General features: G+C 37.8%; 16 protein-coding genes, 6 tRNA genes and 1 riboswitch. Of the genes, 4 read left to right on the top strand and 18 right to left on the bottom strand.

Annotated features, from left to right (window positions below; translation table 11 throughout):
• Window positions 1-458 precede the first annotated feature (458 nt).
• On the bottom strand, window positions 459-2,279 hold the full coding sequence (spxB, locus tag GA0061074_RS08110; protein ID WP_092463636.1) for a pyruvate oxidase: 1,821 nt from the start codon (window positions 2,277-2,279) through the stop codon (window positions 459-461).
• A 486-nt stretch (window positions 2,280-2,765) separates the two neighbouring features.
• Between spxB and murQ the strand changes: the two genes are divergently transcribed.
• Genes murQ through GA0061074_RS08095 form a run of 3 tightly spaced genes read left to right on the top strand, consistent with a single transcriptional unit; the run spans window position 2,766 to window position 6,569 of the window.
• Window positions 2,766-3,686, top strand: a complete 921-nt coding sequence (murQ, locus tag GA0061074_RS08105) for an N-acetylmuramic acid 6-phosphate etherase (RefSeq protein ID WP_275668784.1) — start codon at window positions 2,766-2,768, stop codon at window positions 3,684-3,686.
• A gap of 18 nt (window positions 3,687-3,704) precedes the next feature.
• Window positions 3,705-5,699: a glucose PTS transporter subunit IIA gene (locus GA0061074_RS08100; protein WP_092463630.1), complete on the top strand. Its 1,995-nt coding sequence runs from the start codon at window positions 3,705-3,707 to the stop codon at window positions 5,697-5,699.
• A gap of 27 nt (window positions 5,700-5,726) precedes the next feature.
• The gene (locus tag GA0061074_RS08095; protein WP_092463625.1) at window positions 5,727-6,569 is read left to right on the top strand and encodes a MurR/RpiR family transcriptional regulator; all 843 of its coding nucleotides are present in this window, start codon (window positions 5,727-5,729) and stop codon (window positions 6,567-6,569) included.
• Between the two features lie 100 nt (window positions 6,570-6,669).
• On the opposite strand, the gene GA0061074_RS08090 is transcribed toward GA0061074_RS08095, so the two are convergent.
• The 4 genes from GA0061074_RS08090 to GA0061074_RS08075 form a co-directional block, all read right to left on the bottom strand.
• Window positions 6,670-7,473: a DUF4767 domain-containing protein gene (locus tag GA0061074_RS08090; RefSeq protein ID WP_092463657.1), complete on the bottom strand. Its 804-nt coding sequence runs from the start codon at window positions 7,471-7,473 to the stop codon at window positions 6,670-6,672.
• Between the two features lie 324 nt (window positions 7,474-7,797).
• On the bottom strand, window positions 7,798-8,991 hold the full coding sequence (gene metK / locus GA0061074_RS08085) for a methionine adenosyltransferase (protein WP_092463622.1): 1,194 nt from the start codon (window positions 8,989-8,991) through the stop codon (window positions 7,798-7,800).
• 97 nt (window positions 8,992-9,088) lie between these two features.
• A riboswitch (SAM riboswitch) is annotated at window positions 9,089-9,177 on the bottom strand.
• A gap of 75 nt (window positions 9,178-9,252) precedes the next feature.
• Window positions 9,253-10,806, bottom strand: a complete 1,554-nt coding sequence (locus GA0061074_RS08080; protein WP_092463618.1) for a coiled-coil domain-containing protein — start codon at window positions 10,804-10,806, stop codon at window positions 9,253-9,255.
• Window positions 10,807-11,001: 195 nt separating this feature from the next.
• Window positions 11,002-11,508, bottom strand: a complete 507-nt coding sequence (locus GA0061074_RS08075; RefSeq protein ID WP_092463614.1) for a type 1 glutamine amidotransferase domain-containing protein — start codon at window positions 11,506-11,508, stop codon at window positions 11,002-11,004.
• A gap of 109 nt (window positions 11,509-11,617) precedes the next feature.
• Between GA0061074_RS08075 and GA0061074_RS08070 the strand changes: the two genes are divergently transcribed.
• Window positions 11,618-12,001, top strand: a complete 384-nt coding sequence (locus GA0061074_RS08070; protein WP_092463610.1) for a winged helix-turn-helix transcriptional regulator — start codon at window positions 11,618-11,620, stop codon at window positions 11,999-12,001.
• A 44-nt stretch (window positions 12,002-12,045) separates the two neighbouring features.
• On the opposite strand, the gene GA0061074_RS08065 is transcribed toward GA0061074_RS08070, so the two are convergent.
• The 13 genes from GA0061074_RS08065 to GA0061074_RS08005 form a co-directional block, all read right to left on the bottom strand.
• Entirely contained in the window at window positions 12,046-12,741 is a 696-nt protein-coding gene (locus GA0061074_RS08065) for an SDR family oxidoreductase (RefSeq protein WP_092463607.1), read from the bottom strand.
• A gap of 69 nt (window positions 12,742-12,810) precedes the next feature.
• Entirely contained in the window at window positions 12,811-13,641 is an 831-nt protein-coding gene (locus GA0061074_RS08060; protein ID WP_092463603.1) for a class A sortase, read from the bottom strand.
• Between the two features lie 260 nt (window positions 13,642-13,901).
• Window positions 13,902-14,855 carry an aldo/keto reductase gene (locus GA0061074_RS08055; protein ID WP_092463600.1) on the bottom strand — a complete coding sequence of 318 codons (954 nt, stop codon included), beginning with the start codon at window positions 14,853-14,855 and terminating at the stop codon, window positions 13,902-13,904.
• A 65-nt stretch (window positions 14,856-14,920) separates the two neighbouring features.
• Window positions 14,921-15,943: a dTDP-glucose 4,6-dehydratase gene (gene rfbB / locus GA0061074_RS08050; protein ID WP_092463597.1), complete on the bottom strand. Its 1,023-nt coding sequence runs from the start codon at window positions 15,941-15,943 to the stop codon at window positions 14,921-14,923.
• Between the two features lie 82 nt (window positions 15,944-16,025).
• Window positions 16,026-17,168, bottom strand: coding sequence for a trans-sulfuration enzyme family protein (locus GA0061074_RS08045; RefSeq protein WP_092463596.1), 1,143 nt, complete (start codon window positions 17,166-17,168; stop codon window positions 16,026-16,028).
• Window positions 17,169-17,507: 339 nt separating this feature from the next.
• Window positions 17,508-18,392: a 3-hydroxyacyl-CoA dehydrogenase gene (locus tag GA0061074_RS08040; RefSeq protein WP_092463593.1), complete on the bottom strand. Its 885-nt coding sequence runs from the start codon at window positions 18,390-18,392 to the stop codon at window positions 17,508-17,510.
• Between the two features lie 161 nt (window positions 18,393-18,553).
• On the bottom strand, window positions 18,554-19,897 hold the full coding sequence (locus GA0061074_RS08035; protein WP_092463591.1) for an Nramp family divalent metal transporter: 1,344 nt from the start codon (window positions 19,895-19,897) through the stop codon (window positions 18,554-18,556).
• A gap of 323 nt (window positions 19,898-20,220) precedes the next feature.
• Window positions 20,221-20,304, bottom strand: a tRNA-Leu gene (locus GA0061074_RS08030).
• A gap of 41 nt (window positions 20,305-20,345) precedes the next feature.
• Window positions 20,346-20,429 (bottom strand) — tRNA-Leu (locus GA0061074_RS08025).
• Window positions 20,430-20,478: 49 nt separating this feature from the next.
• Window positions 20,479-20,551, bottom strand: a tRNA-His gene (locus GA0061074_RS08020).
• A gap of 14 nt (window positions 20,552-20,565) precedes the next feature.
• Window positions 20,566-20,636: transfer RNA gene (locus GA0061074_RS08015), tRNA-Trp, on the bottom strand.
• Window positions 20,637-20,676: 40 nt separating this feature from the next.
• A tRNA-Phe gene (locus GA0061074_RS08010) sits at window positions 20,677-20,749 on the bottom strand.
• Between the two features lie 9 nt (window positions 20,750-20,758).
• Window positions 20,759-20,832, bottom strand: a tRNA-Asp gene (locus tag GA0061074_RS08005).
• Window positions 20,833-20,852: the final 20 nt, after the last annotated feature.

Genomic DNA, 20,852 nt, shown 5'->3' with positions numbered 1-20,852 from the left:
TACTATCGTCAAACCAGGCAATCTAATGAATGTTTCCGCTCTTTAATAACACAATAACATCCATAGCATACGCCGTTTTCCCATATAATTAGTATATAATTAATTAGCGCTTTTACAATAAAATTTCGAATTAATTGTGAATTAAAACGGAATATTTATAATACTGCTATTATTCCAATTATCATAAAATTCAAGCGATACCCAGTTACTATTTAAATTAAAAAGGCCGTCAATCTAACCATTTAATGTGGTAGATTGACGGCCTTAAATGTGTTCCAAAAGACTGAAGCCTTGCTGTAACAACAATGAGACAAATCCGGCTCTTCGCTCCGCTACGAACCAAATTCTGCCTCATCATCGTTACAATCGGCTTCAATGCGTCTTTTATCTCACTCTTCTTAAATGTGTTCCAAAAGAACAAAACCTTACTTTTGCCCTTTTAGATTCACTTACTTTAATTAGAAGCTAAACTTGTTACCGTTTTCTTCCTTGATGTACTTTGAAGTCAAACCTTCAGCTTCAAGGAACTCACGGAATGGTACCAATTCTTGTGCTTCGTACTTTTCCTTGTAGTCGTTAACAACATCTTCGCTGTACAAGTTAGTATCAAGCTTCAAAGTTTCAACAGGAATTGGACGATCCTTAGTAATCTTAGCATCGATAACAACAACACGACCTTGGTTGTAGTAATCAACAGCTTCCTTCATAACGCTATCAATGTCTTCAATGCGGCTAACAGTTAGACCAACAGCTCCTTGAGCTTCACCGATCTTAGCGTAGTCAACATCGCCAAAGTCAACACCGAAGTTGTATGTGTTAGTATCTTCGTACTTATTCTTAATGAAACCGTACTCAGTGTTTGTGAAGACAACGTTGATAACAGGCATGTCATAACGTACATTTGTCACAACGTCTGGGTAAGTCATTGAGAAGGCACCATCACCCATCAAGTTCCATACTTGACGATCTGGGAAGATGTTCTTGGCACCGATACCACCTGGCAAACCGATTCCCATTGTTGCAAACAATGGTGAAGTACGCCACATGTTCTTTGGTGTCATGTGCAAGTGACGGATTGACATTTGAGTAACGTTACCAACATCAGTTGAGAAGATTGCATCTTCTGCAGCATACTTGTTAATAGCATTGTAAACTTGGTAAGCTTGTAGGTCACCCTCAGTCTTTTGCTCCAACTTGTTCATGTAATCACGCCAGTTTTGAACGTTCTTGATGTTAGCATCCCACCAAGCTGATTCCTTAACTTCTGAAACCTTACCTAGGATAGCATCAATAGCTTCACCAGCATCACCCAAGATAGCAACGTCAGTTTGGTGACGCTTACCTAGCATTGCAGGGTTGTTATCGATTTGGATAAACTTTTCAACGTTACGGAATGTTCCCTCAACCTCTGAGAATGGGAAGTTAGTTCCGACGAATAATACTGTATCAGCTTCAAGAACAGCTTCGTTAGCTGGCTTCCAACCAACACGGAAAGTTGAACCAGTCAATGCTTCAAAGTCCCAGTCGAAAGTCTCAAAGTTCTTACCAGTTGTAATAACTGGTGCCTTGATCTTACGTGCCAATTCTTGAACAGCTGGTCCGTGACCCATAGTACCAACACCAGCGTAAATTACTGGACGCTTTGCGGCGTTCAACAATTCAACAGCAGCGTCAATATCTTCTGCTTCAACAGGAGCTGACTTGTATTCCTTAAACTTCAAACCTGATGAGTACAATGGTGTTGAGTAAATTGAATCTGCATCAAGCTCTGCAAAACCAAAGTCTGCAGGTACTTCAAGTACGGCAACTCCGCGCTTTGCGATAGCAGTACGGATAGCATCGTCAACCAAGTGTGGCAATTGCTCTGCAGTAGCAACACGACGGTTGTAAACAGCGATGTTATCGTACATTGGGTTTTGGTTCAATTCTTGGAATGAGTCCATGTTCAATTCACGAACAGGCTTTGATCCCAAAATTGCCAATACAGGAACGTTATCCATTGCTGCATCGTACAAACCATTAATCAAGTGAGTTGCACCAGGTCCACCAGAACCAACAGCAACACCTAACTTACCACCAAACTTCCATTGCATAACTGCTGCCATAGCACCAACTTCTTCGTGCTTAACTTGCAAAAACTTAACATGGTTTTCAGGATTACCCATAGCATCCATGAAACCACTTAAAGTTCCAGAAGGAACACCGTAAACTGTAGGTACTCCCCAGCCTTCCATGACCTTCAATGCTGCCAAGCCGGCAGTAATTTTATTATCTGACATTCCACATTCTCCTACTCAACGCGCTTGAAAACGCTTTCTTTTCTTTTACCACTTAAAAGTATATTTTAAATTGGGGTCTGATGTCAAGTGCGTTTTTTACATAAACTTTTTGTCTTTTTTGTGTCTTTTTATTAAAGAAACAGGTAAAATACTGTTTATTTTTCAAAAATCAATTAATTATCATACTTATAAAATCTTTTATGTTACAAAATAAATCACTTTTTCCTATATAATAGTAAGTCTCCTATTTATGGGACTACATTTTATTTTTCCAAACTTAACCAAACTTTAGAAAAACTTAAACAATTAACGGCATTTTTTCTGCCCCAAATTCTTAAAATATTCTTTTATCATTCATGAATTATTCTTTTTTTCAATTTTTCAAGTAAACTTACCGGCACTCAATGAAACATAATTTCAATGAATGCTATATAATATAGAACAGTTGAAATTATCATTCACAATAATGTATAATATCATTACTGAATGAAACCGTTTACAAAAAAGGAGACCTATATAATGAACTTAGATCAACTAACAACTGAGCAACGTAATGAACGTACTATGAATTTAGATAGTCTTAGTATTCATGAAGCTGCCGTATTAATGAATGACGAAGACCAAAAGGTTGCTACTGCTGTTGCAGAAGCTCTTCCTTCTATTGAAGAAGCGATTGCTAAAACAACTGCTTCCTTAAAGGCTGGAGGCCGTATCATTTATATGGGCGCTGGTACAAGTGGTCGTTTAGGTGTTTTAGATGCCGCCGAATGTGTCCCTACCTTTGGGGTAAGTCCTGAAACAGTCGTTGGTTTAATTGCTGGTGGAGAAAAGGCAATGATTCACGCTGTCGAAGGTGCTGAAGACAGTCTTACTTTAGGCCCAACTGATTTACAAAACTTGCAGTTAAGTGATAAAGATACCGTAATCGGAATTGCTGCAAGTGGTCGCACACCTTACGTTATTGGTGCTTTAGACTATGCTCAAAGTGTTAACGCTGCAACGGTTAGCCTAGCTTTGAATCAAAATGCACCTATTAGTGACCATGCACAAACCGCAATTGAAATTACTGTTGGACCTGAATTTTTGACGGGTTCAACACGTTTGAAGTCTGGTACTGCACAAAAAATGGTTTTGAATATGATTTCAACAATCTCAATGATTGGTATTGGTAAGATTTACAAAAATCTTATGGTCGATGTACAACCAACCAATGAAAAATTGGTAGAACGTTCAAAGGGCATTATTATGACTGCAACTGATTGCTCATATGAAGTTGCAGAAAAGACACTAGCTGCTGCTAACCAAAACGTCAAAACAGCAATTGTTATGATTTTAACAGGGGTTAACTACGAAGAAGCCCAAGCTAAATTACAACAAGCAAATGGTTTTATTAATAAAACTTTCTAATAAAGGAGTATAAATATCATGGCAAATGAGAACTATGATCAAATGGGGCAAGACATTTTCAAAAACGTTGGTGGTGAAGAAAATGTTGATAAAGTCATACATTGTATGACACGTGTTCGTTTAACACTAAAGGACGAAGATAAAGCTGATATTGAACAACTAAAAGCTATTCCTGGTGTTCTAGGTGTTGTTGAAGACGAAACCTTACAAGTGGTTGTTGGACCAGGTAAGGTTAATAAAGTTGCACAAAGTATGGTAGATTCAGTTGGTGTCAAATTAGGTGAAACTTTCCCACAAACGGAAAATAAGCAATCTGATATCGGCAATTTGAAAGATCAAACAAGCCAAAATAAAGCTGCGGCAAAGCAAAAATATAATAAGCCTAATAAATTCAAATCAATTTTGAAGTCATTAGCTAACATCTTCGTACCGATGATTCCTGCCCTAGTTGGTGCTGGAATTATCGCCGGAATTGCTTCTATTTTCCAAAACTTGATAACGGCTGGTACATTGACGGGTGATAACATTACCCAATTTGTAACTATCTTAAACGTTATCAAAAATGGTTTGTTTGCTTACTTGGCTATCTACACTGGTATTAACGCCGCTTCTGAATTTGGTGCTACACCAGCCTTAGGTGGCACTGTCGGTGCCGTTACCTTGCTATCAGGCGTGACACCTGATACACCAATTCAAAATTTGTTTAATGGTCAAGATCTTGCTGCTGGTCAAGGTGGTATTATCGGTGTTATCTTTGCCGTTTGGATCTTATCATTAGTCGAAAAGAGATTACACAAATGGGTACCCGATGCTGTTGATATTATTGTTACGCCAACCTTGAGCTTATTGGCCATTGGTTTAGCTACAATTTATATCATCATGCCAGTTGCCGGTGTCGTTTCAGATGGCTTACTACAATTTATTAATGTCGTCTTAAATGTTGGTGGTCCAGTTGCCGGATTCATATTAGGTGCACTATTCCTACCAATGGTTATGCTTGGTTTGCACCAAATTTTAATTCCAATTCATTTGGAAATGATTAACCAAATGGGTAGCACACCACTATTGCCAATCCTTGCCATGTCTGGTGCCGGACAAGTTGGTGCCGCATTCGCACTTTGGTTGTACTTCCGTCACAGTAAGCAACAAGCTGAGTTAGTACAAAACATTAAGGGAGCCCTTCCAGTTGGTTTGCTTGGTGTTGGTGAACCTTTGATTTATGCCGTAACTTTGCCACTAGGTCGTCCATTTATCACTGCATGTATTGGTGGTGGTATCGGTGGTGCCGTTATCGGTATGCTTGGCCATGTTGGTGCCATTGCAGTTGGACCTTCAGGTTGGGCACTAATCCCATTAATTGCTAACCACAAAGTTGTTTATTACCTAATCGGTTTGGCTGCCGGTTATGTTGGTGGTTTCATCTGTACTTACTTCTTTGGAATTCCAAAAGATATGAAGAAAACTGCTACTGATCAAGTTACTGCTCCAGCAGCTACTGACGAAACACCTGCAGTCGCCGAAATTACTGAAATTACCGAAGATTCTGAAAACAAGTCATTCACGGATGAACTAACTGCCCCTGTTAACGGTCATTTGATTGCTCTTTCTGATGTACCAGATGATGTCTTTTCTGCAGGTATGATGGGACATGGTGTTGCTATCGAACCAAGTGACGGTAATATCGTTTCACCAGTTAACGGAACAATCCAAGCAGTCTTCCCAACTAAGCATGCTATCGGCATTATTGGTGAGAACAATGAAGAAATTTTGATTCACATGGGCTTGGACACGGTTAGTCTGGAAGGCAAAGGTTTCGAAACTTTGATTGAAGCTGGTCAAACTGTAAAAGCTGGCGATCCAATTTCAAAAATGGATCTTAACGTTATTAAAGAAGCAGGACTTGCTACTGTAATTCCAGTATTAGTCACAAATAGTGCTGACTTTGGATCTGTTACCGGTATTGATGCACAAGACGTTCAGATTGGTGATACAATTATAACGGTTAAGTCATAATATAATTGCTATCAAAATGGAGTAAACATGAATTCATTATTTGCCCGTCTATCAGCTGAAAAGCACTTTACAGCAAGTGAACGTAAAATTGCTGATTTATTACTTAAAAATCCAAAAAGTTTTCTTGAGGCAACCACTGCAAAAATTGGTGATAAAACCCAAACTAGTAGTGCTGCCGTAGTTCGATTTGCTAAGAAATTAGGTTACGCCGGGTTCCCGGCTCTACGCTTAGATATTGCTTTAGCAATGTCTGATAATGAACAACCTGCGTTAAGTGAAATAGCTGCCGACGAACCTTTTGATGACATTCTTGCAAAAACAAGTACACGTTTTAAGTTAATTCCTGACGTTGTTGCACAACAAAATAATGCTGATAATTTTCTTACTGCTACACAACTAATAGAACAAGCCCAACATATTTTTGTTTATGGTATTGCGGCCTCTTCCTTAGTAGCACAAGATTTGCAACAAAAATTCACGCGCATTGGTATCGAAGTGACGTATCACGCTGATTTTCATCAAATGATTACTAGCGTACAAGCTATTGCAACAGATAATGATATTAGTATTATTATTTCTGAATCTGGTAATACGTATGAAACACTAAAATTCCAAAAGATCAGTCTTGATTTGCACTTAAAAACAATTGTTATGACCAGCAATCCAGATACTCCATTAGCAACTAAGAGCCAAGTGGTATTACAAACTGCTACGCAGGAGTTTGATAAGGTACGATTTGCTTCGACCACTGGATTACTATCACAATTATATGTCGTTGATATTTTGTTCTACACTTATATCAGTCGTCATTACGATGATGCACAAGAAAAAATTGCTCTCACAAGAGCACGAATTGATCAAGATTTGTAGATAAAAAAACGCCATCAACATCCGATATTTCAGGATGTTGATGGCGTTTTATTTATATTTTTTGAATTACTCCACACTATTTATAAGCTGCCATTTTGTATTAATCATTAACGACGTTTTCAAATCCTGCCTGCAATTCTGTATTCGCCGTAGGAGTAAAACTCAAAATATTACCATTTGTTGTTTTGGTCATATAAACAATTGGTTGTCCATGATTTAGCATGAATAAGTAAGTTGTTGGATACATTTGACCGGGAATGGTACCTGATGCTACAGCAACGGCTTGATAGTCACCTGGTGTCTTGCCGTCAGCATCCCAAACCACGTCCGTTATTGAACCATTGATTTCAATTTTTCCTTGTAGTTCACCATTCTGTATTTGCTCAGGAAATTTAATACCTAAATGGTCAACCGTTTGAGAATCATAAGTTCCTTGATATTGCTGGTGCATTTTCGCCTGCCATTGCGCCATAAAACTTGATAGTTCAGCCTGTTTAGTAGCATTCCATCCAGATACCGTTGCTGCTTCCGAAGAAGATGATGATTGTGTCTGACTTGATGAAACCGCCTGACTACTGTCTGCTACTTCTTTTTTTACTGCTTCAGTTTTCTTTTGTGATGATGTATGACTAGATTTCATCACTTCCTGATCATCATTTTTCTGCAACATGTGAGTAGCACCCAAATAGCCGCCACCACCACCTATTAAAATCACCACAGCAGCAACTACTACCGGTAATACCCAACCGTGTTTCTTTTGTGATTTTGTTCGTGTCTCTTGCTGTGATGCTTTTGAATCTCGGATAATTACTTGCTTCATCTCACTAAATTCGTCTGCAGTAATTACTCCCTCATCAAGCATTTTCTTAAGTTTGCTTAACTTTTCCAAATCCGTTGATCCCATAACACTACTCCTTTAGATAACTGCCCACATTATGTAAATTTAATACACCACTCAAATATCTATCAATACAATTCGTATTAAAATGCTTTATATCGCCTTGATTATACCATATATCACAACATATAATTTCAAAGGATAACGTCAGTATCTTATGTAATAATCATCCACACTCAGTCAGCCGTTTTACCTCATACATTATAAATATAAAGATTATCAGATTTACCATAATTATATATTTTCTAATTAAATGCACTGGTTTTAAACAAGTTACTACGTCCATAAAAAAAGAACTATGAGCAATCTCACAGTTCTTATATTTATATTTTACTTGTTAAAGTAGGCCTTCAACTCATCAACCTTGTCCAAACGCTCCCATGGCAAGTCCAATTCTGGACGACCAAAGTGACCGTATGCAGCAGTTGCTTCATAACGAGGCTTACGCAAGTCCAAATCATCGATAATACCTGCTGGACGCAATTCAAACAAATCACGAATTGCAGCAACCAAGTCATTATCAGCAACCTTTGATGTACCAAACGTCTCAACGTTAACTGAAACTGGGGCAGCAACACCAATTGCGTATGCAACTTGAATTTCAACCTTATCAGCCAAACCTGCGGCAACGATGTTCTTGGCAATGTGACGAGTTGCATAAGCAGCTGAACGGTCAACCTTGGTAGCATCCTTTCCTGAGAAAGCACCACCACCGTGACGAGCATAACCACCGTAAGTATCAACGATAATCTTACGTCCAGTCATACCAGCATCACCCTTAGGTCCACCGATTACGAAGCGACCAGTTGGGTTAATGAAGTAACGTGTTTCATCGTCAACCATGTCAGCTGGCAAGATTGGATCGATAATGTATTCGCGTACATCTTTACGTAGTTGTTCCAAAGTAACAGCAGCACGGTGTTGTGTTGATAGCACAACCGTATCAATACGGATAGGCTTACCATTTTCATCAAGTTCAACTGTAACTTGTGCCTTAGCATCTGGCAACAAGTAGTCCAAAACGCCTGCACGACGAATATCAGCTTGCTTCTTAACTAACTTGTGTGACAACACAACTGATAATGGCAAGTATTCATCAGTCTCATTTGTAGCAAAACCAAACATTAGACCTTGGTCACCAGCACCAATTTGGTCAAGTGGATCAATACCACCATCTTCACGTTGCTCAATAGCTGAATCAACACCTTGTGCAATATCAGGTGATTGCTCATCCAAAGTAATTCCCACGTGAACATCATCTGCCAAGAATCCAGCTTCGGGATCATCATAACCGATACGCTTCAATGTATTACGTACAATATCATTAATGTTAACGTATGCACGCGTTGACATTTCACCAAAAACATTAACGTAACCAGTTGTTACTGAAGTTTCAACGGCTGTACGAGCCTCTGGATCTTGCTTCAAGACAGCATCCAAGATTGCATCTGAAATTTGATCAGAAACTTTATCGGGGTGTCCTTCTGAAACTGATTCTGACGTAAATAAACGCTTTTCTGACATAATATATCGATATCTCCTTTTTTACTATTGCAAAAACTAAAATAAATAAACCCCGACTACCACACATAGGCGGCATGTCGGGGTTTGAATCGATATGCGCCTATCTACTAGAAATTACCACATCACCTTTAACGGTAGTTGGTGTCAGATCATGGGGTCCAGTCCCTCCCTGACTCTTGATAGGATGTCGAGTTATTTTATTTTTTAATACTTTGTCTATATTACTTATTTTTTTTAAATTGTGCAAGTTAAATTTTCATGTTAAATAAGAGATGGCTTATCATTAATGCCTTTCAAAGCTTCCTGCACAAATGTCACCATTGCACTAACACCTGGGTTATTAGCAACTTTTACTCGTCGTCCCATGCGACGTAAACGATGTGCTGCTGTTACTATTTCATGATGCGCCCCACGTAATACAATAAGTTGAAAATCATACTGCGGTTTATGCATTTCATTAACAATTTTGTCATTATTAACATCCGATGGATCAAGCCAAGTAACTTCAATTCCTAAGCGCTTTAATTTATGTGCAGCATTTTTTACCGTTTCACCCCACCAAGAAATAATCAATACTTGGCAATCAAATTTTGCCACGGGTGTCAGTAATTCATCTGTTTGTTTTTCTTTATCAGCCTCATCAACAACTGGCAAATTCAATTGACGAATTAATATAATTGCCCCGGTATCCCGACGTTGCCGTGCCGAATAATAATATGCTGTTGTTAAATCTTCTATGGGAATCCCATTCATTGCTTCAGTAGTTAAACCGTACTGATTTGCTTGTTGGTCAATAAATAACCAATCTTCCCCTAAGCGTACTAAATGTCCTTGTATTTGATGCCATAAAACAACATCTTCAGACACTAATTGATTATATTTATCGACTAAACGTAATAACGGATGGTACTCACTAACACAAGTTTCATTTAATTCACTTGTTAAGCATCGTAATCTCTCAGAACGGCTAATTTTAGATATTTCCATTACTTTCGACGACTGTTTCTGCGGCTGTCGTTGTTGTAATTTTGATAGTTTTTCTTGTAAAGTAGCTATCTTTTCAAGCAAATGACGATTATCCGATTTTAAGCAAACATGCTTCGGTTCAAACTTTTCCTTCACTCTTTGCGCTTGATTCATCTTGGTCTGCTTTTGACGTACTTGTTCACGAATTTCCCTCATTTCTACTTGCTGTTTATCAATTTTAAATTGATATGTGTCATTAATTTCACGTAATTCTTGTAACTTTTTAACCAATTCTTGATTAATCAACGCTTGATCATGTAAATCTTTTTGAGTCTGTAATAACTCATTTTCCAATTGTTGGTACTTTTGATCTAATTGTATTTTATTATCCGTTAACTGTTTCAAACGTTGTTTTAACGTTTGATTAGCTCGCTTTAGCTTATCATCAGTCTTACTTTGTAATACCTGTTGTTGTTCTTTAGGATGTTGATTATAAAATTCCGCTTCCGTTATTTCACCAGACAATAATTGATTTAATCTTTGAATGAACTGCTGTACTGAATATCGTTCACCACTAGGTAATACAACCATTAACTTCATCAATCGACGATCATTGCAATACGTAATTGTGGTCATATCCAACGGCTGCTGTATTAGCTTAGCATCTATTTGTTTTTGTATCGCACTTAACATTACCAAACTAGTTTGACTGAATTTAGCTAACTGAGCTTTAGATAACAAGCTATCGTTACAATACATTGTCTGAATTAATTTTCCAAAAGGCTTTAAATCATCAACTAATTTTTTGCCGCTCGTCCCCGATTTAATAGGCCGCTTACTAGTTCTCATTAAATTATCCTCTACGTCGTTTGTTATATTCATATGCTACTTTGTTTTTTTAAACATAACAATATTTTTTGCGACGTATAATTATCTCAACGTTTAAAAATCGGCTTTTTATGGCATACAAAAAACACGTGCTTGGCTAACGCCAAACACGTGTTTTCATTTAATAAATATCCATAATATGAATATTTTTTTATTTTATGCTAAAGCTTTAACAACTGCTTCGTTAAATGCTGGAATATCCTTTGGTTCACGACTTGTGATTAAGTTACCATCAATAACGACAGCTTCATCTTCAATACGTGCACCAGCATAGTACAAATCAGGTTGTACAGTTAGGTATGAAGTCATTGTACGACCATGTACCAAACCAGTTTGGATCATTAATTGTGGACCGTGGCAGATACTTGCTGTTAGCTTGTTCTTTGCCAAGAAAGCTTTAGTAAAATCAACGAAACGTTGGTCTGCACGCAATTGGTCAGGTGAGAATCCACCAGGGATGAACAATGCATCAAAATCTTCTGGCTTTACGTCAGCGATTGACTTATCGATAGTAATCTTAGTACCGTGCTTACCTTCAACAGTACCTTCTTCAAATCCGATAGTTGTTACATTGTGACCTGCAGCCTTGATAGCTTCTACAGGATCAGTGTATTCAACATCTTCAACTAAATCTGTTACAACAACTGCAACTTCTTTTGCCATGATTAACATCCTCCTTTGATTATGGTATATAATTTATACCTAAAAGTACCATAACACAATAACGCACTTTTTTGTGCGTATGAGTTTTCATATCAAATAGGAGATTATTATGACTGATATTGTAAGAAAATATGCGATTGAAAAAATACAAAAAAAGGACTTTAGTTGTGCCAAAGAATACACATTATCTATGTTTTCAGGTAAGTACAAAATTGTCATTATTTACCATCTATCACATGACGGTACAATGCGCTTCGGTGAAATTCAAAAGTTATTGGACCACGCTACTCATAAAGTATTGTCACAACAACTTAATGAATTAGTTGAAGATGGTTTAGTTTCCCGACAGGAGGATTTGGTAAATAATCGTAAAGCTGTCTTCTACTCATTAACCCCAATTGGTCAATCCTTAATGCCTATCATTGAAATGATGTTCTCATGGGGAAAAGATCGATTGGCAATGCTAGACGTCGATTACACACCAAAAATATAAAACATAAAATCCTGTTCTCAGTGAGAACAGGATTTTATTAATTATTATTTTTCTATAGTAGTTTGATTATCAATAGCTTCCTTAATCGGTGTATCTCCACCATCCAAATCAAATGAACGGCGTATAGTAGCTTGATTATTCAAAACAGCCATAACAGTTGCAGCAACATCTGCACGTGGAATCTTCATCTTTGGTGAATCCACCTTTTCCAAATCATCTGTAATGGTTACCTTACCCGTACCTTCGTCATCCAATAATAATGTTGGACGCAAAATCGTGTAATCCAAATCACTGTGTTCCAAATACAAATCGGCATAATGCTTAGCTGCATAATAGAAGTTTCCAGTTGCACCTAATTCATGACGGCCATATGACCAAAAGTCACGCTTGTTGGCATTGATTGCACTAACAATAACAAAACGCTTAACGCCAGCATTTTTAGCGGCCTTCATACTCTTAACGGCCCCATCCAAATCAATCATCATTGTTTTTTCTGGACCTGTTTTACCACCCGAACCAGCAGTAAATACAACGGCATCTACGCCCTGCATAGCCTTCTCTAAGTCTGTTTGTTCTTTTTCTAGATCAATTGCCACCGTTTGTACGCCCGCTTCTTCATAAGCATTTCTCTGCTCCGCTGTGCGCAAACCTGCAACTTCTTCAAAATCATTACTATCATGTAATTTTTTAGTCAAAATTTGACCAATTTTACCGTGTGCCCCAATAACTAATACTTTCATGACTTCCCGCCTTTCTATTAGTAAGTACATGTCCATAATAACGCAGATACAATAAACTCGTAAAGTAGCTTACTTCGCCTTTGTACCTCCAGCATCCCCATTACTACCTTCTTCGGTCCCTGGATTAAACCAGTCTACATGTGCATTAGTAGGCTGTTTTGTTAAATCAAAATAATTAACAACACGACTAGGTGCTTTCTCCCATGTATATGTTTTTATTAAATAACCAGTTGTAATAATACGATACTGCGTACTAGGGAATAAACAAGTAATAATCGTCACTTGTGCTGTCTGAGTTGGATTTAACACACTTACGTCATCAGCTGTCACCAAAACTTGTTTGGCAATTTTATATTTATAGATGCCTTTAGCATTCGCCAAATAAATTGGTTTACCATTTAACCAATTATTTTCATGACGCTGACCATCAATCAAATAAGGCGCATCATCTTTGTAATGCTGCTGCAAACCACTAAAACCAGTTAGACCATCATCAAAATTATGACTCGCTAAACCGTAATTACCCTGTCCCATCACTGGCACTTGTTTTCCCTGAGGATCAACTTCATTACGATTTGCATAACTGGCGCCGGCTTTCAATCCTTTTTCTGAATAAGCATCATTAAAAACTGGTTCTAAAATACCAACTTTTGGTACGCTCACAAAGCCTTGTTTTTGTAAGTTCGGTTGTGTTTGACGCATTAGACGGTTGCGAATATCATATCGCGTATTAACCTTTTTAATCGGTGTTTTAATAGTTGTTACTTTCTTTGATTGTACTTGTTCTACAACATAGCCATGTATACCAAACCAATTATACTGATAGGCTGTATAACCAATGCCAAATATTATAGTTACTACCAATAATACTTCTACTATAATCGTTATTATTTTTTTCATTATTATGTAATCTTCCAATTATTGTTTTTAAGTGTGTACCCTTAACTAGTTTACCTCATAATACGGATAAGTTTTAACCTTCAGTAAGCAGAAATTATAACCTAATTACTTAAGAATTTTCTAAATTAAAGATGCGTATATCATATTTTTATCCTAATAGAAAACTATGGGATTCTTTTTGAAAAACTAACAAAGAGCATCAAAAAACCAGAATAGTGGTTAAACCCTATTCTGGTAAATTTATTTATTAACTTTTCTTTTTATGGCAAATCATTACCGGCTGCAAAATAAATATCATACCATTCTTGATGAGTCAAAGTTACATCACGACCATCAATCATTTCGACCAAACGACTTGGGGTCATTGATCCCAAAATCACTTGCATATTTGCTGGATGTGTCAAAATAAATGCAACTGCAATACCATTCTTAGTTGAATGATGTGCATCAGCAATTTCTTGCAATTTAGCATTCAATTCAGGGAATTTATCATTATCGATAAAGTGACCTTCAAACATACCATATTGGAATGGTGACCATGCTTGGATAGTCATATTCTTCAATTGTGAATAAGGTAAAATACCACCATCGTGATCAACTGAACGACTATCAGACATGTTAACATGCAAGCCAGCATCAACCATCCCCGTATGCATCACACCAAATTGCAACTGATTGGCAACTAGCTTTTGATCAACTACTGACTGAATTAATTCAACTTGCCATGGATTCATGTTAGAAACACCAAATTGCTTTACCTTACCTTGCTGAGACAATTCATTGAAAGCAGCAGCAATTTCTTCAGGTTGCATCAAAACATCTGGACGATGCAATAAGAAAACGTCCAAGTAATCTGTTTCTAAACGTGCCAATTCAGCATCAACTGAAGCAATAATATGCTCCTTTGAGAATTCATAACGTGGTCCCAAAATACCATCATCTGCAACCGGACCAGCATCTGATAAAATACCACCCTTTGACTGCAAAATAATATCTTCACGCTTAGCACCAGCAGCTTTTAAAGCCTTCGCTAAACTCTTGGTTGATGCACCGTTTCCATAAATATCAGCCGTATCAAAAAAATTAACCCCTTTTGATAATACGGTTTCAACAACTTCTTGTGCTTCTGCCTCTGTTTTATCACCCATACGCATTGCACCTAATGCAATTTGGGGTACCATCAAACCAGAACCACCTAAATTAATTTGTGACATATTATTCACCCTCCCTGTGTAGTATACATTTTACACTTTTTTCGGTATCAAAAATACCGTCACATCTACTGCTTATCTTTAGCATAATTTGCTTCAACTGCCGTTTTATCTGCTTGCCACCAGCTTTGATGGGCCTGATACCACTGAATTGTTTGTTGTAAACCTGCTGCAAAATCCGTATATTGCGGTTGCCAATTCAAATCATTTTGTGCTTTCGTTGCATCAATGGCATAACGTAAATCATGACCAGGACGATCAGCAACAAAATCAAAATCTTGGCTGTCCAGGCCCATATTCTGCAAGATCATCTGTAATACCGTCAGATTATCCAGCTCTTCATTAGCGCCTAATAGATAAGTTTCACCAATTTCACCACGTTCTAAAATCGCCCATATACCAGCAACATGATCCAAAACATGAATCCAATCGCGCACATTCTGGCCATTACCATACAATTTAGGCCGGATACCACTCATAATATTTGTAATCTGACGTGGTATAAATTTTTCAATGTGTTGATATGGACCATAATTATTAGATGTATTAGAAATTGTTGCTTGTAAACCAAATGAACGTACCCAAGCCCGTACTAACAAATCTGCACCAGCTTTTGTCGCCGAATAAGGCGATGAGGGTTTATATTGTGATGACGTCGTAAATTTATCCAGATCGGGAGTTGTTGGTCTTAGCGGTAAATCACCATAGACTTCATCCGTTGATACGTGATGAAAACGCACATGATATTTACGTGCCGCCTCGATTAGCGTAAACGTCCCCATCAAATTAGTTTGCATAAAAACACGCGGGTCATGTAAAGCTCTGTCATTATGACTTTCCGCTGCAAAATGAACGACTGCCTGAGTCTTTTGTACTAACTGATCAACTAAATCAGCATCATTGATATCCCCCACAACCAGTTGCACACGGTCTTCTGGTAAGTCCTTTAAATTGTCCGCATTCCCAGCATATGTCAATTTATCGAGCACAACAATTTGTACGTCCGGATTATTTTTAATCACATAACGAACAAAATTTGTACCAATAAAACCGGCACCACCAGTTACCAAAATTTTATTATATTTCGCCATCAGCATTACCCCAATTAAGATTGTAAAAACGTTCTTCTTGTCTTCATCATATCATATATTATAGAGGTACTTTATCCGACCGTTACTCTGCTATTCCTTGAAAAGCTTGTGCTAAATCTGCCAACAAATCTGTTATGTCTTCCACACCTACTGATAAACGAATTAATTCATCAGTAATCCCATTTTTCAAGCGTGTCTCACGTGGAATGGCACCATGTGTCATAATTGCTGGTACTTCAACCAAGCTTTCAAGAGCACCTAAACTCTCTGCTAATGTAATAACTTGTAATTTCTCGACAAACAAGCGTGGATCCAAACCAGGCTGCAATTCAAATGAAATCATCGCCCCGAACCCATTCATTTGCTTTTTAGCAATCGCATAATCTGCATTTTCAGGGTCACCAGGATAATAAATTTTGTTAACCAATGGTTGTTGATTTAGATAATCGAAAATGGCTTCTGCATTGTGTAAATGCGCACGCATACGCAATCCTAAAGTCTTCATCCCCCGTTGCAACAACCAACTCTCTTGTGGTGCTAAAATACTACCAATTGCATTCTGTAAATACCCAATTTGCTCTCCTAAATCAGGTTCCTTCGTAACGACTAAGCCAGCAATTACATCACTATGACCACCCAAATACTTTGATGCACTATGCAAAACGATGTCGACGCCCATATTAAGTGGTTTTTGAATATATGGCGATGCAAAAGTATTATCAATAATACTTAAAAGAGCATGCTTTTTCGCTAATGACGCAATGGCAGCAATATCCGTAACTCGTAGTAATGGATTCGTTGGTGTTTCCAAATAAACTGCTTTTGTTTGGGGCGTAATAGCTTGTTCAACTGCCTGTAAATCACGTGTATCCACAACTGTAAATGTCATGCCAAAACGCTTTAACACCGCATCAATTAATCTAAATGTCCCACCGTACACGTCATTTCCAACAATGATATGATCACCAACAGAAAAGAGTGAGAAAACGGTATTAATAGCTGCTGAACCAGATGAAAAAGCAAAACCAGCCGTTCCGTCTTCTAAATCAGCAATTAATTTTTCAACTGCTTCTCGCGTTGGATTTCCTGAACGTGAATACTCATACTTACTTTCGCCAATTTTATTCTGGTGAAACGTTGATGCCATATAAATTGGAATCGACGTTGCCCCCGTAAACTCGTCTTCGCTAATACCACCATGAATTAATTTTGTATCAAATTCCATTATTATTTACCCCAAATTTTATATTATGAACAAAAAAAGAGCCCGATATCCTGCTTTAAATACAGAAATCGCGCTCTTAGCCTAATATCAACCTTATTTTTATCAGTGTTAGGTTATTTTTTCTCAAAAAAACTACACTTAACAGGCCGAACATCGCAAAAAGCGCATTGTTCGACAAAAACATACTGTTAAGTTTAGCATTGATTGATTCATCATAACCCTCCATCCATTATTTGCCCCAAGTCTACCGAGATAGCAGTTACTTGTCAAGATACATAAAAAATTTGGGACAACAGAAATTGTTCCAAATTTTTCTCAAAATACATTAATTAACTAATTTTATTTCAAAAAATCATCTTCCATAAACTCAGGATTTGGGTAAGTATAGAACCCTTCGCCTGCAGCCGCACCAGTCTTACCAGCATCAATCATTTCCTTCAATGCTTTCACAATACGTGCTTGCTCTTCATCATCTTCAGCTTTAGCCAATGACAAATTATATGGTGTGTTCAACCCAACAACATCAAGAATAGCAAATGGGCCTTGTGGTGCACCAGTTGCAATCATCCATGACTTATCAATGGTATGTGGATCAGCAACACCGTTGACCCATAGCTTTTGTGCAGCGTCCAATAGTGGTACCAACAATGAATTCAAAATGTAACCATGTTGTTCCTTGTACAAACGGAATGGCACCATGCGAATATCCTTAGCAAAAGCAACCAATTCGTCTAGATACTCATCTGCCGTTCCTGCATGTCCCATGATTTCAGCATTATTATTCTTCCAAATTTGATTTGCAAAGTGAATAGCCAAAAACTTTTCAGGACGGTCAACATATTCCACGAATTGTGAAGGCAAAAATGTTGATGAATTTGTTGCAAAAATTGTCTTTTCAGGAGCAACCTTTGATAATTCCGTGTAGTATTCAGACTTAATCTTTACACTCTCTGGGATTGCTTCAATAACTAAGTCAGCGTCAGCTACTGCTTGTGCTAAATCTGTATTAAATGACATACTATCAATAACTGTGGTTGCCTTGTCACCATCATCATAAAATGCTTGATATTCTGGTACGTAGCTAGCCAATAACTCTTTTGCATGATCAATGGCACCGTCATTAATATCATATAATGTGACATTAAAGCCTGAAAAAGCCGTTTGGAACGCAATTTGGCTTCCTAAAACACCACCACCTGCAATAGTTACATTCTTGATTGTCATGTCAATTCCTCCTAATATCCTTTTATGAATAATAAAATAATCCTCTACAATTAATTATAGCTTAAATATTTTTAATACTCTAATGATATGCATTTTCTAACTAATTATATATATGAAAAAGAGCTCGGAAGTTAAATTCCGAGCTCTTTTTATAAACTTAATTAAAACAATGGTGCTAATGTATCAATAATCAATTTGATGTTTAGAATAGTCAACAATGTCGCAACAATGTAACCAGTCCATTTAGCCCAAGCATTATTTTTAAATTGTCCCATATACTTTTCTGAAGAAGTAAAGTAAATCAATGGGAACATTGAGAATGGCAAAGCAACTGACAAGAATACTTGAGAATATACCAAAAGTTCATCAAGTGCTCCTTCTGTTGCACCAAAGATAATCGTAAAGATAATAATTGGTACCAAAGCAATTCCACGAGTTACCAAACGTTGCAACCACATTGGCATCTTTAAGGTTGTAAAACCTTCCATAATGATTTGTGCTGTCAACGTACCTGTAATAGTTGAATTTTGTCCTGATGCCAACAACGCAATCGCAAATAGCATACTTAAGAATGGACTAGCGATCGCACCAACAATTGCTTGATTGTTCAAGGCATTGAACAAATCACCAAAGGCTTCCAAATCAGAACCATGTCCGAAGAATAGTGCCGCTCCAACAATTAGCAACAATGCATTAACAACAAAGGCACCAGTTAATTGAATATTTGAATCCCAAGCGGTAAACTTCAAAGCTTCTTTGATACTCTTCTTATCGCGCTTAATCTTTCTTGTTTGTGAAATTGATGAATGTAGGTATAGATTATGTGGCATAACCGTTGCACCAACAATTCCCAATGCCAACATCAATTGACTATGATGTAACACTTCTGTATGTGGTACCAAGTTAACCACTGCTTCACCCATATCTGGCTTTGCTAAAATTGCCATGTACAAGAAAATTCCCAAAATAACTAAAATTAACGTCGCAACGATAGCTTCAATCTTACGGAAACCTAACTTCATTAGCAATAGCAATAGCAAGACATCAGCTGCTGTAATTAAGACACCCCATAACAATGGCAAGCCAAACAATAGATGAATGGCAATCGCCGCACCAATTACTTCGGCCATATCTGTTGCCATGATAGCCAACTCGGTCATAATCCAAAGTAGCCACCCAACAGCCTTATTTGTACCATCTCTCGTAATTTGTGCCAAATCTTTTTGTGCCACAATCCCTAGTTTAGCTGCCATATATTGCAATAACATCGCAATTAAACTTGAAATTAAAACAACTGATAATAGCAAGTAATGGTACCGTGCACCACCGACGATAGACGTGATCCAATTACCTGGATCCATATATCCTACGGCAACCAAAGCACCGGGTCCACTCCATGCCATCAACTTGCGCAAAAAACTTCCTGAGTTTGGAACAGCCACGGAACCATTTATCTCAGCGAGACTTTGCTCCTCTGGTTCCTGTGATGTTGTTTTGTCTGTCATTAGTTACCCTCTCCTAACTTGTGTTTTCTGCCCTCTCTACCTTAGTATCTTAATAAAATTCAAAAATTTCAACCATTATGTATTAATTCATCTAAAGTTCCAAAAAATAATAATAATGCTCATCTAATTAATGAATTAAAGGGGGCCTTTATATCGTTCATTTAGCATAAGATTATTGAGCAAATAAAACAAAAAGAGTTGAACTAATAGTTTATGGTCAACCAACACAAGGGGCCGCTCAGCGTCACAAATTTCTGAATTAAAAACACTAATAAAAAAGGTTTCATAAACCTAGCTATCCCAGATTTACAAAACCTTAACAATGCCGTCGATGGGGGTCGAACCCATACTCTCTTGCGAGAACTGGATTTTGAGTCCAGCGCGTCTGCCAATTCCGCCACAACGGCAATATAATAATTAAATAAGCAATTTGCCAATAAATGGTTAATGCCGTCGATGGGGGTCGAACCCATACTCCCTTGCGGGAACTGGATTTTGAGTCCAGCGCGTCTGCCAATTCCGCCACAACGGCATATTTAATTATTATTTATATTATAATAAAAGTTATCACTAACTTTAAGGGCGGTAGATGGGGATCGAACCCACGCGTGCCGGAACCACAAACCGGTGTGTTAACCACTTCACCACTACCGCCATCATCATTAAAACAGGGGTAGAGGGAGTCGAACCCCCACCGACGGTTTTGGAGACCGTTGTTCTACCATTAAACTATACCCCTATCAAAAGATGGTTATTTAACAATACAATGTATTGTTAAATGGCGCGGGGCGGAATCGAACCGTCGACACTACGAGCTTCAATCGTATGCTCTACCAACTGAGCTACCGCGCCATTATTAAACGGTCACAACGGGATTCGAACCCGTGATCTTTCGCGTGACAGGCGAACGTCATAACCAACTAGACCATGCGACCAATGGACGTTACAGGGATCG

This window comes from Weissella bombi, from assembly GCF_900094835.1.
Classification (GTDB): Bacteria; Bacillota; Bacilli; order Lactobacillales; family Lactobacillaceae; genus Weissella; species Weissella bombi.
The sequence above is the reverse complement of the archived record's forward strand: the minus strand, read 5'-3'. Positions and strand labels throughout refer to the sequence as shown.

What these genes read in the sequence shown, in the direction of transcription:
- GA0061074_RS08095 (WP_092463625.1), top strand. Translation starts at nt 5,727, where the DNA reads ATGAATTCATTATTTGCCCGTCTATCAGCTGAAAAGCACTTTACAGCA.
- rfbB (WP_092463597.1), bottom strand. Translation starts at nt 15,943, where the DNA reads ATGGCGAAATATAATAAAATTTTGGTAACTGGTGGTGCCGGTTTTATT.
- GA0061074_RS08090 (WP_092463657.1), bottom strand. Translation starts at nt 7,473, where the DNA reads ATGGGATCAACGGATTTGGAAAAGTTAAGCAAACTTAAGAAAATGCTT.
- GA0061074_RS08040 (WP_092463593.1), bottom strand. Translation starts at nt 18,392, where the DNA reads ATGACAATCAAGAATGTAACTATTGCAGGTGGTGGTGTTTTAGGAAGC.
- GA0061074_RS08080 (WP_092463618.1), bottom strand. Translation starts at nt 10,806, where the DNA reads ATGAGAACTAGTAAGCGGCCTATTAAATCGGGGACGAGCGGCAAAAAA.
- GA0061074_RS08045 (WP_092463596.1), bottom strand. Translation starts at nt 17,168, where the DNA reads ATGGAATTTGATACAAAATTAATTCATGGTGGTATTAGCGAAGACGAG.
- GA0061074_RS08065 (WP_092463607.1), bottom strand. Translation starts at nt 12,741, where the DNA reads ATGAAAGTATTAGTTATTGGGGCACACGGTAAAATTGGTCAAATTTTG.
- metK (WP_092463622.1), bottom strand. Translation starts at nt 8,991, where the DNA reads ATGTCAGAAAAGCGTTTATTTACGTCAGAATCAGTTTCAGAAGGACAC.
- GA0061074_RS08100 (WP_092463630.1), top strand. Translation starts at nt 3,705, where the DNA reads ATGGCAAATGAGAACTATGATCAAATGGGGCAAGACATTTTCAAAAAC.
- GA0061074_RS08035 (WP_092463591.1), bottom strand. Translation starts at nt 19,897, where the DNA reads ATGACAGACAAAACAACATCACAGGAACCAGAGGAGCAAAGTCTCGCT.
- murQ (WP_275668784.1), top strand. Translation starts at nt 2,766, where the DNA reads ATGAAACCGTTTACAAAAAAGGAGACCTATATAATGAACTTAGATCAA.
- GA0061074_RS08055 (WP_092463600.1), bottom strand. Translation starts at nt 14,855, where the DNA reads ATGTCACAAATTAATTTAGGTGGTTCTGGTTTGATGGTACCCCAAATT.
- GA0061074_RS08075 (WP_092463614.1), bottom strand. Translation starts at nt 11,508, where the DNA reads ATGGCAAAAGAAGTTGCAGTTGTTGTAACAGATTTAGTTGAAGATGTT.
- GA0061074_RS08060 (WP_092463603.1), bottom strand. Translation starts at nt 13,641, where the DNA reads ATGAAAAAAATAATAACGATTATAGTAGAAGTATTATTGGTAGTAACT.
- GA0061074_RS08070 (WP_092463610.1), top strand. Translation starts at nt 11,618, where the DNA reads ATGACTGATATTGTAAGAAAATATGCGATTGAAAAAATACAAAAAAAG.
- spxB (WP_092463636.1), bottom strand. Translation starts at nt 2,279, where the DNA reads ATGTCAGATAATAAAATTACTGCCGGCTTGGCAGCATTGAAGGTCATG.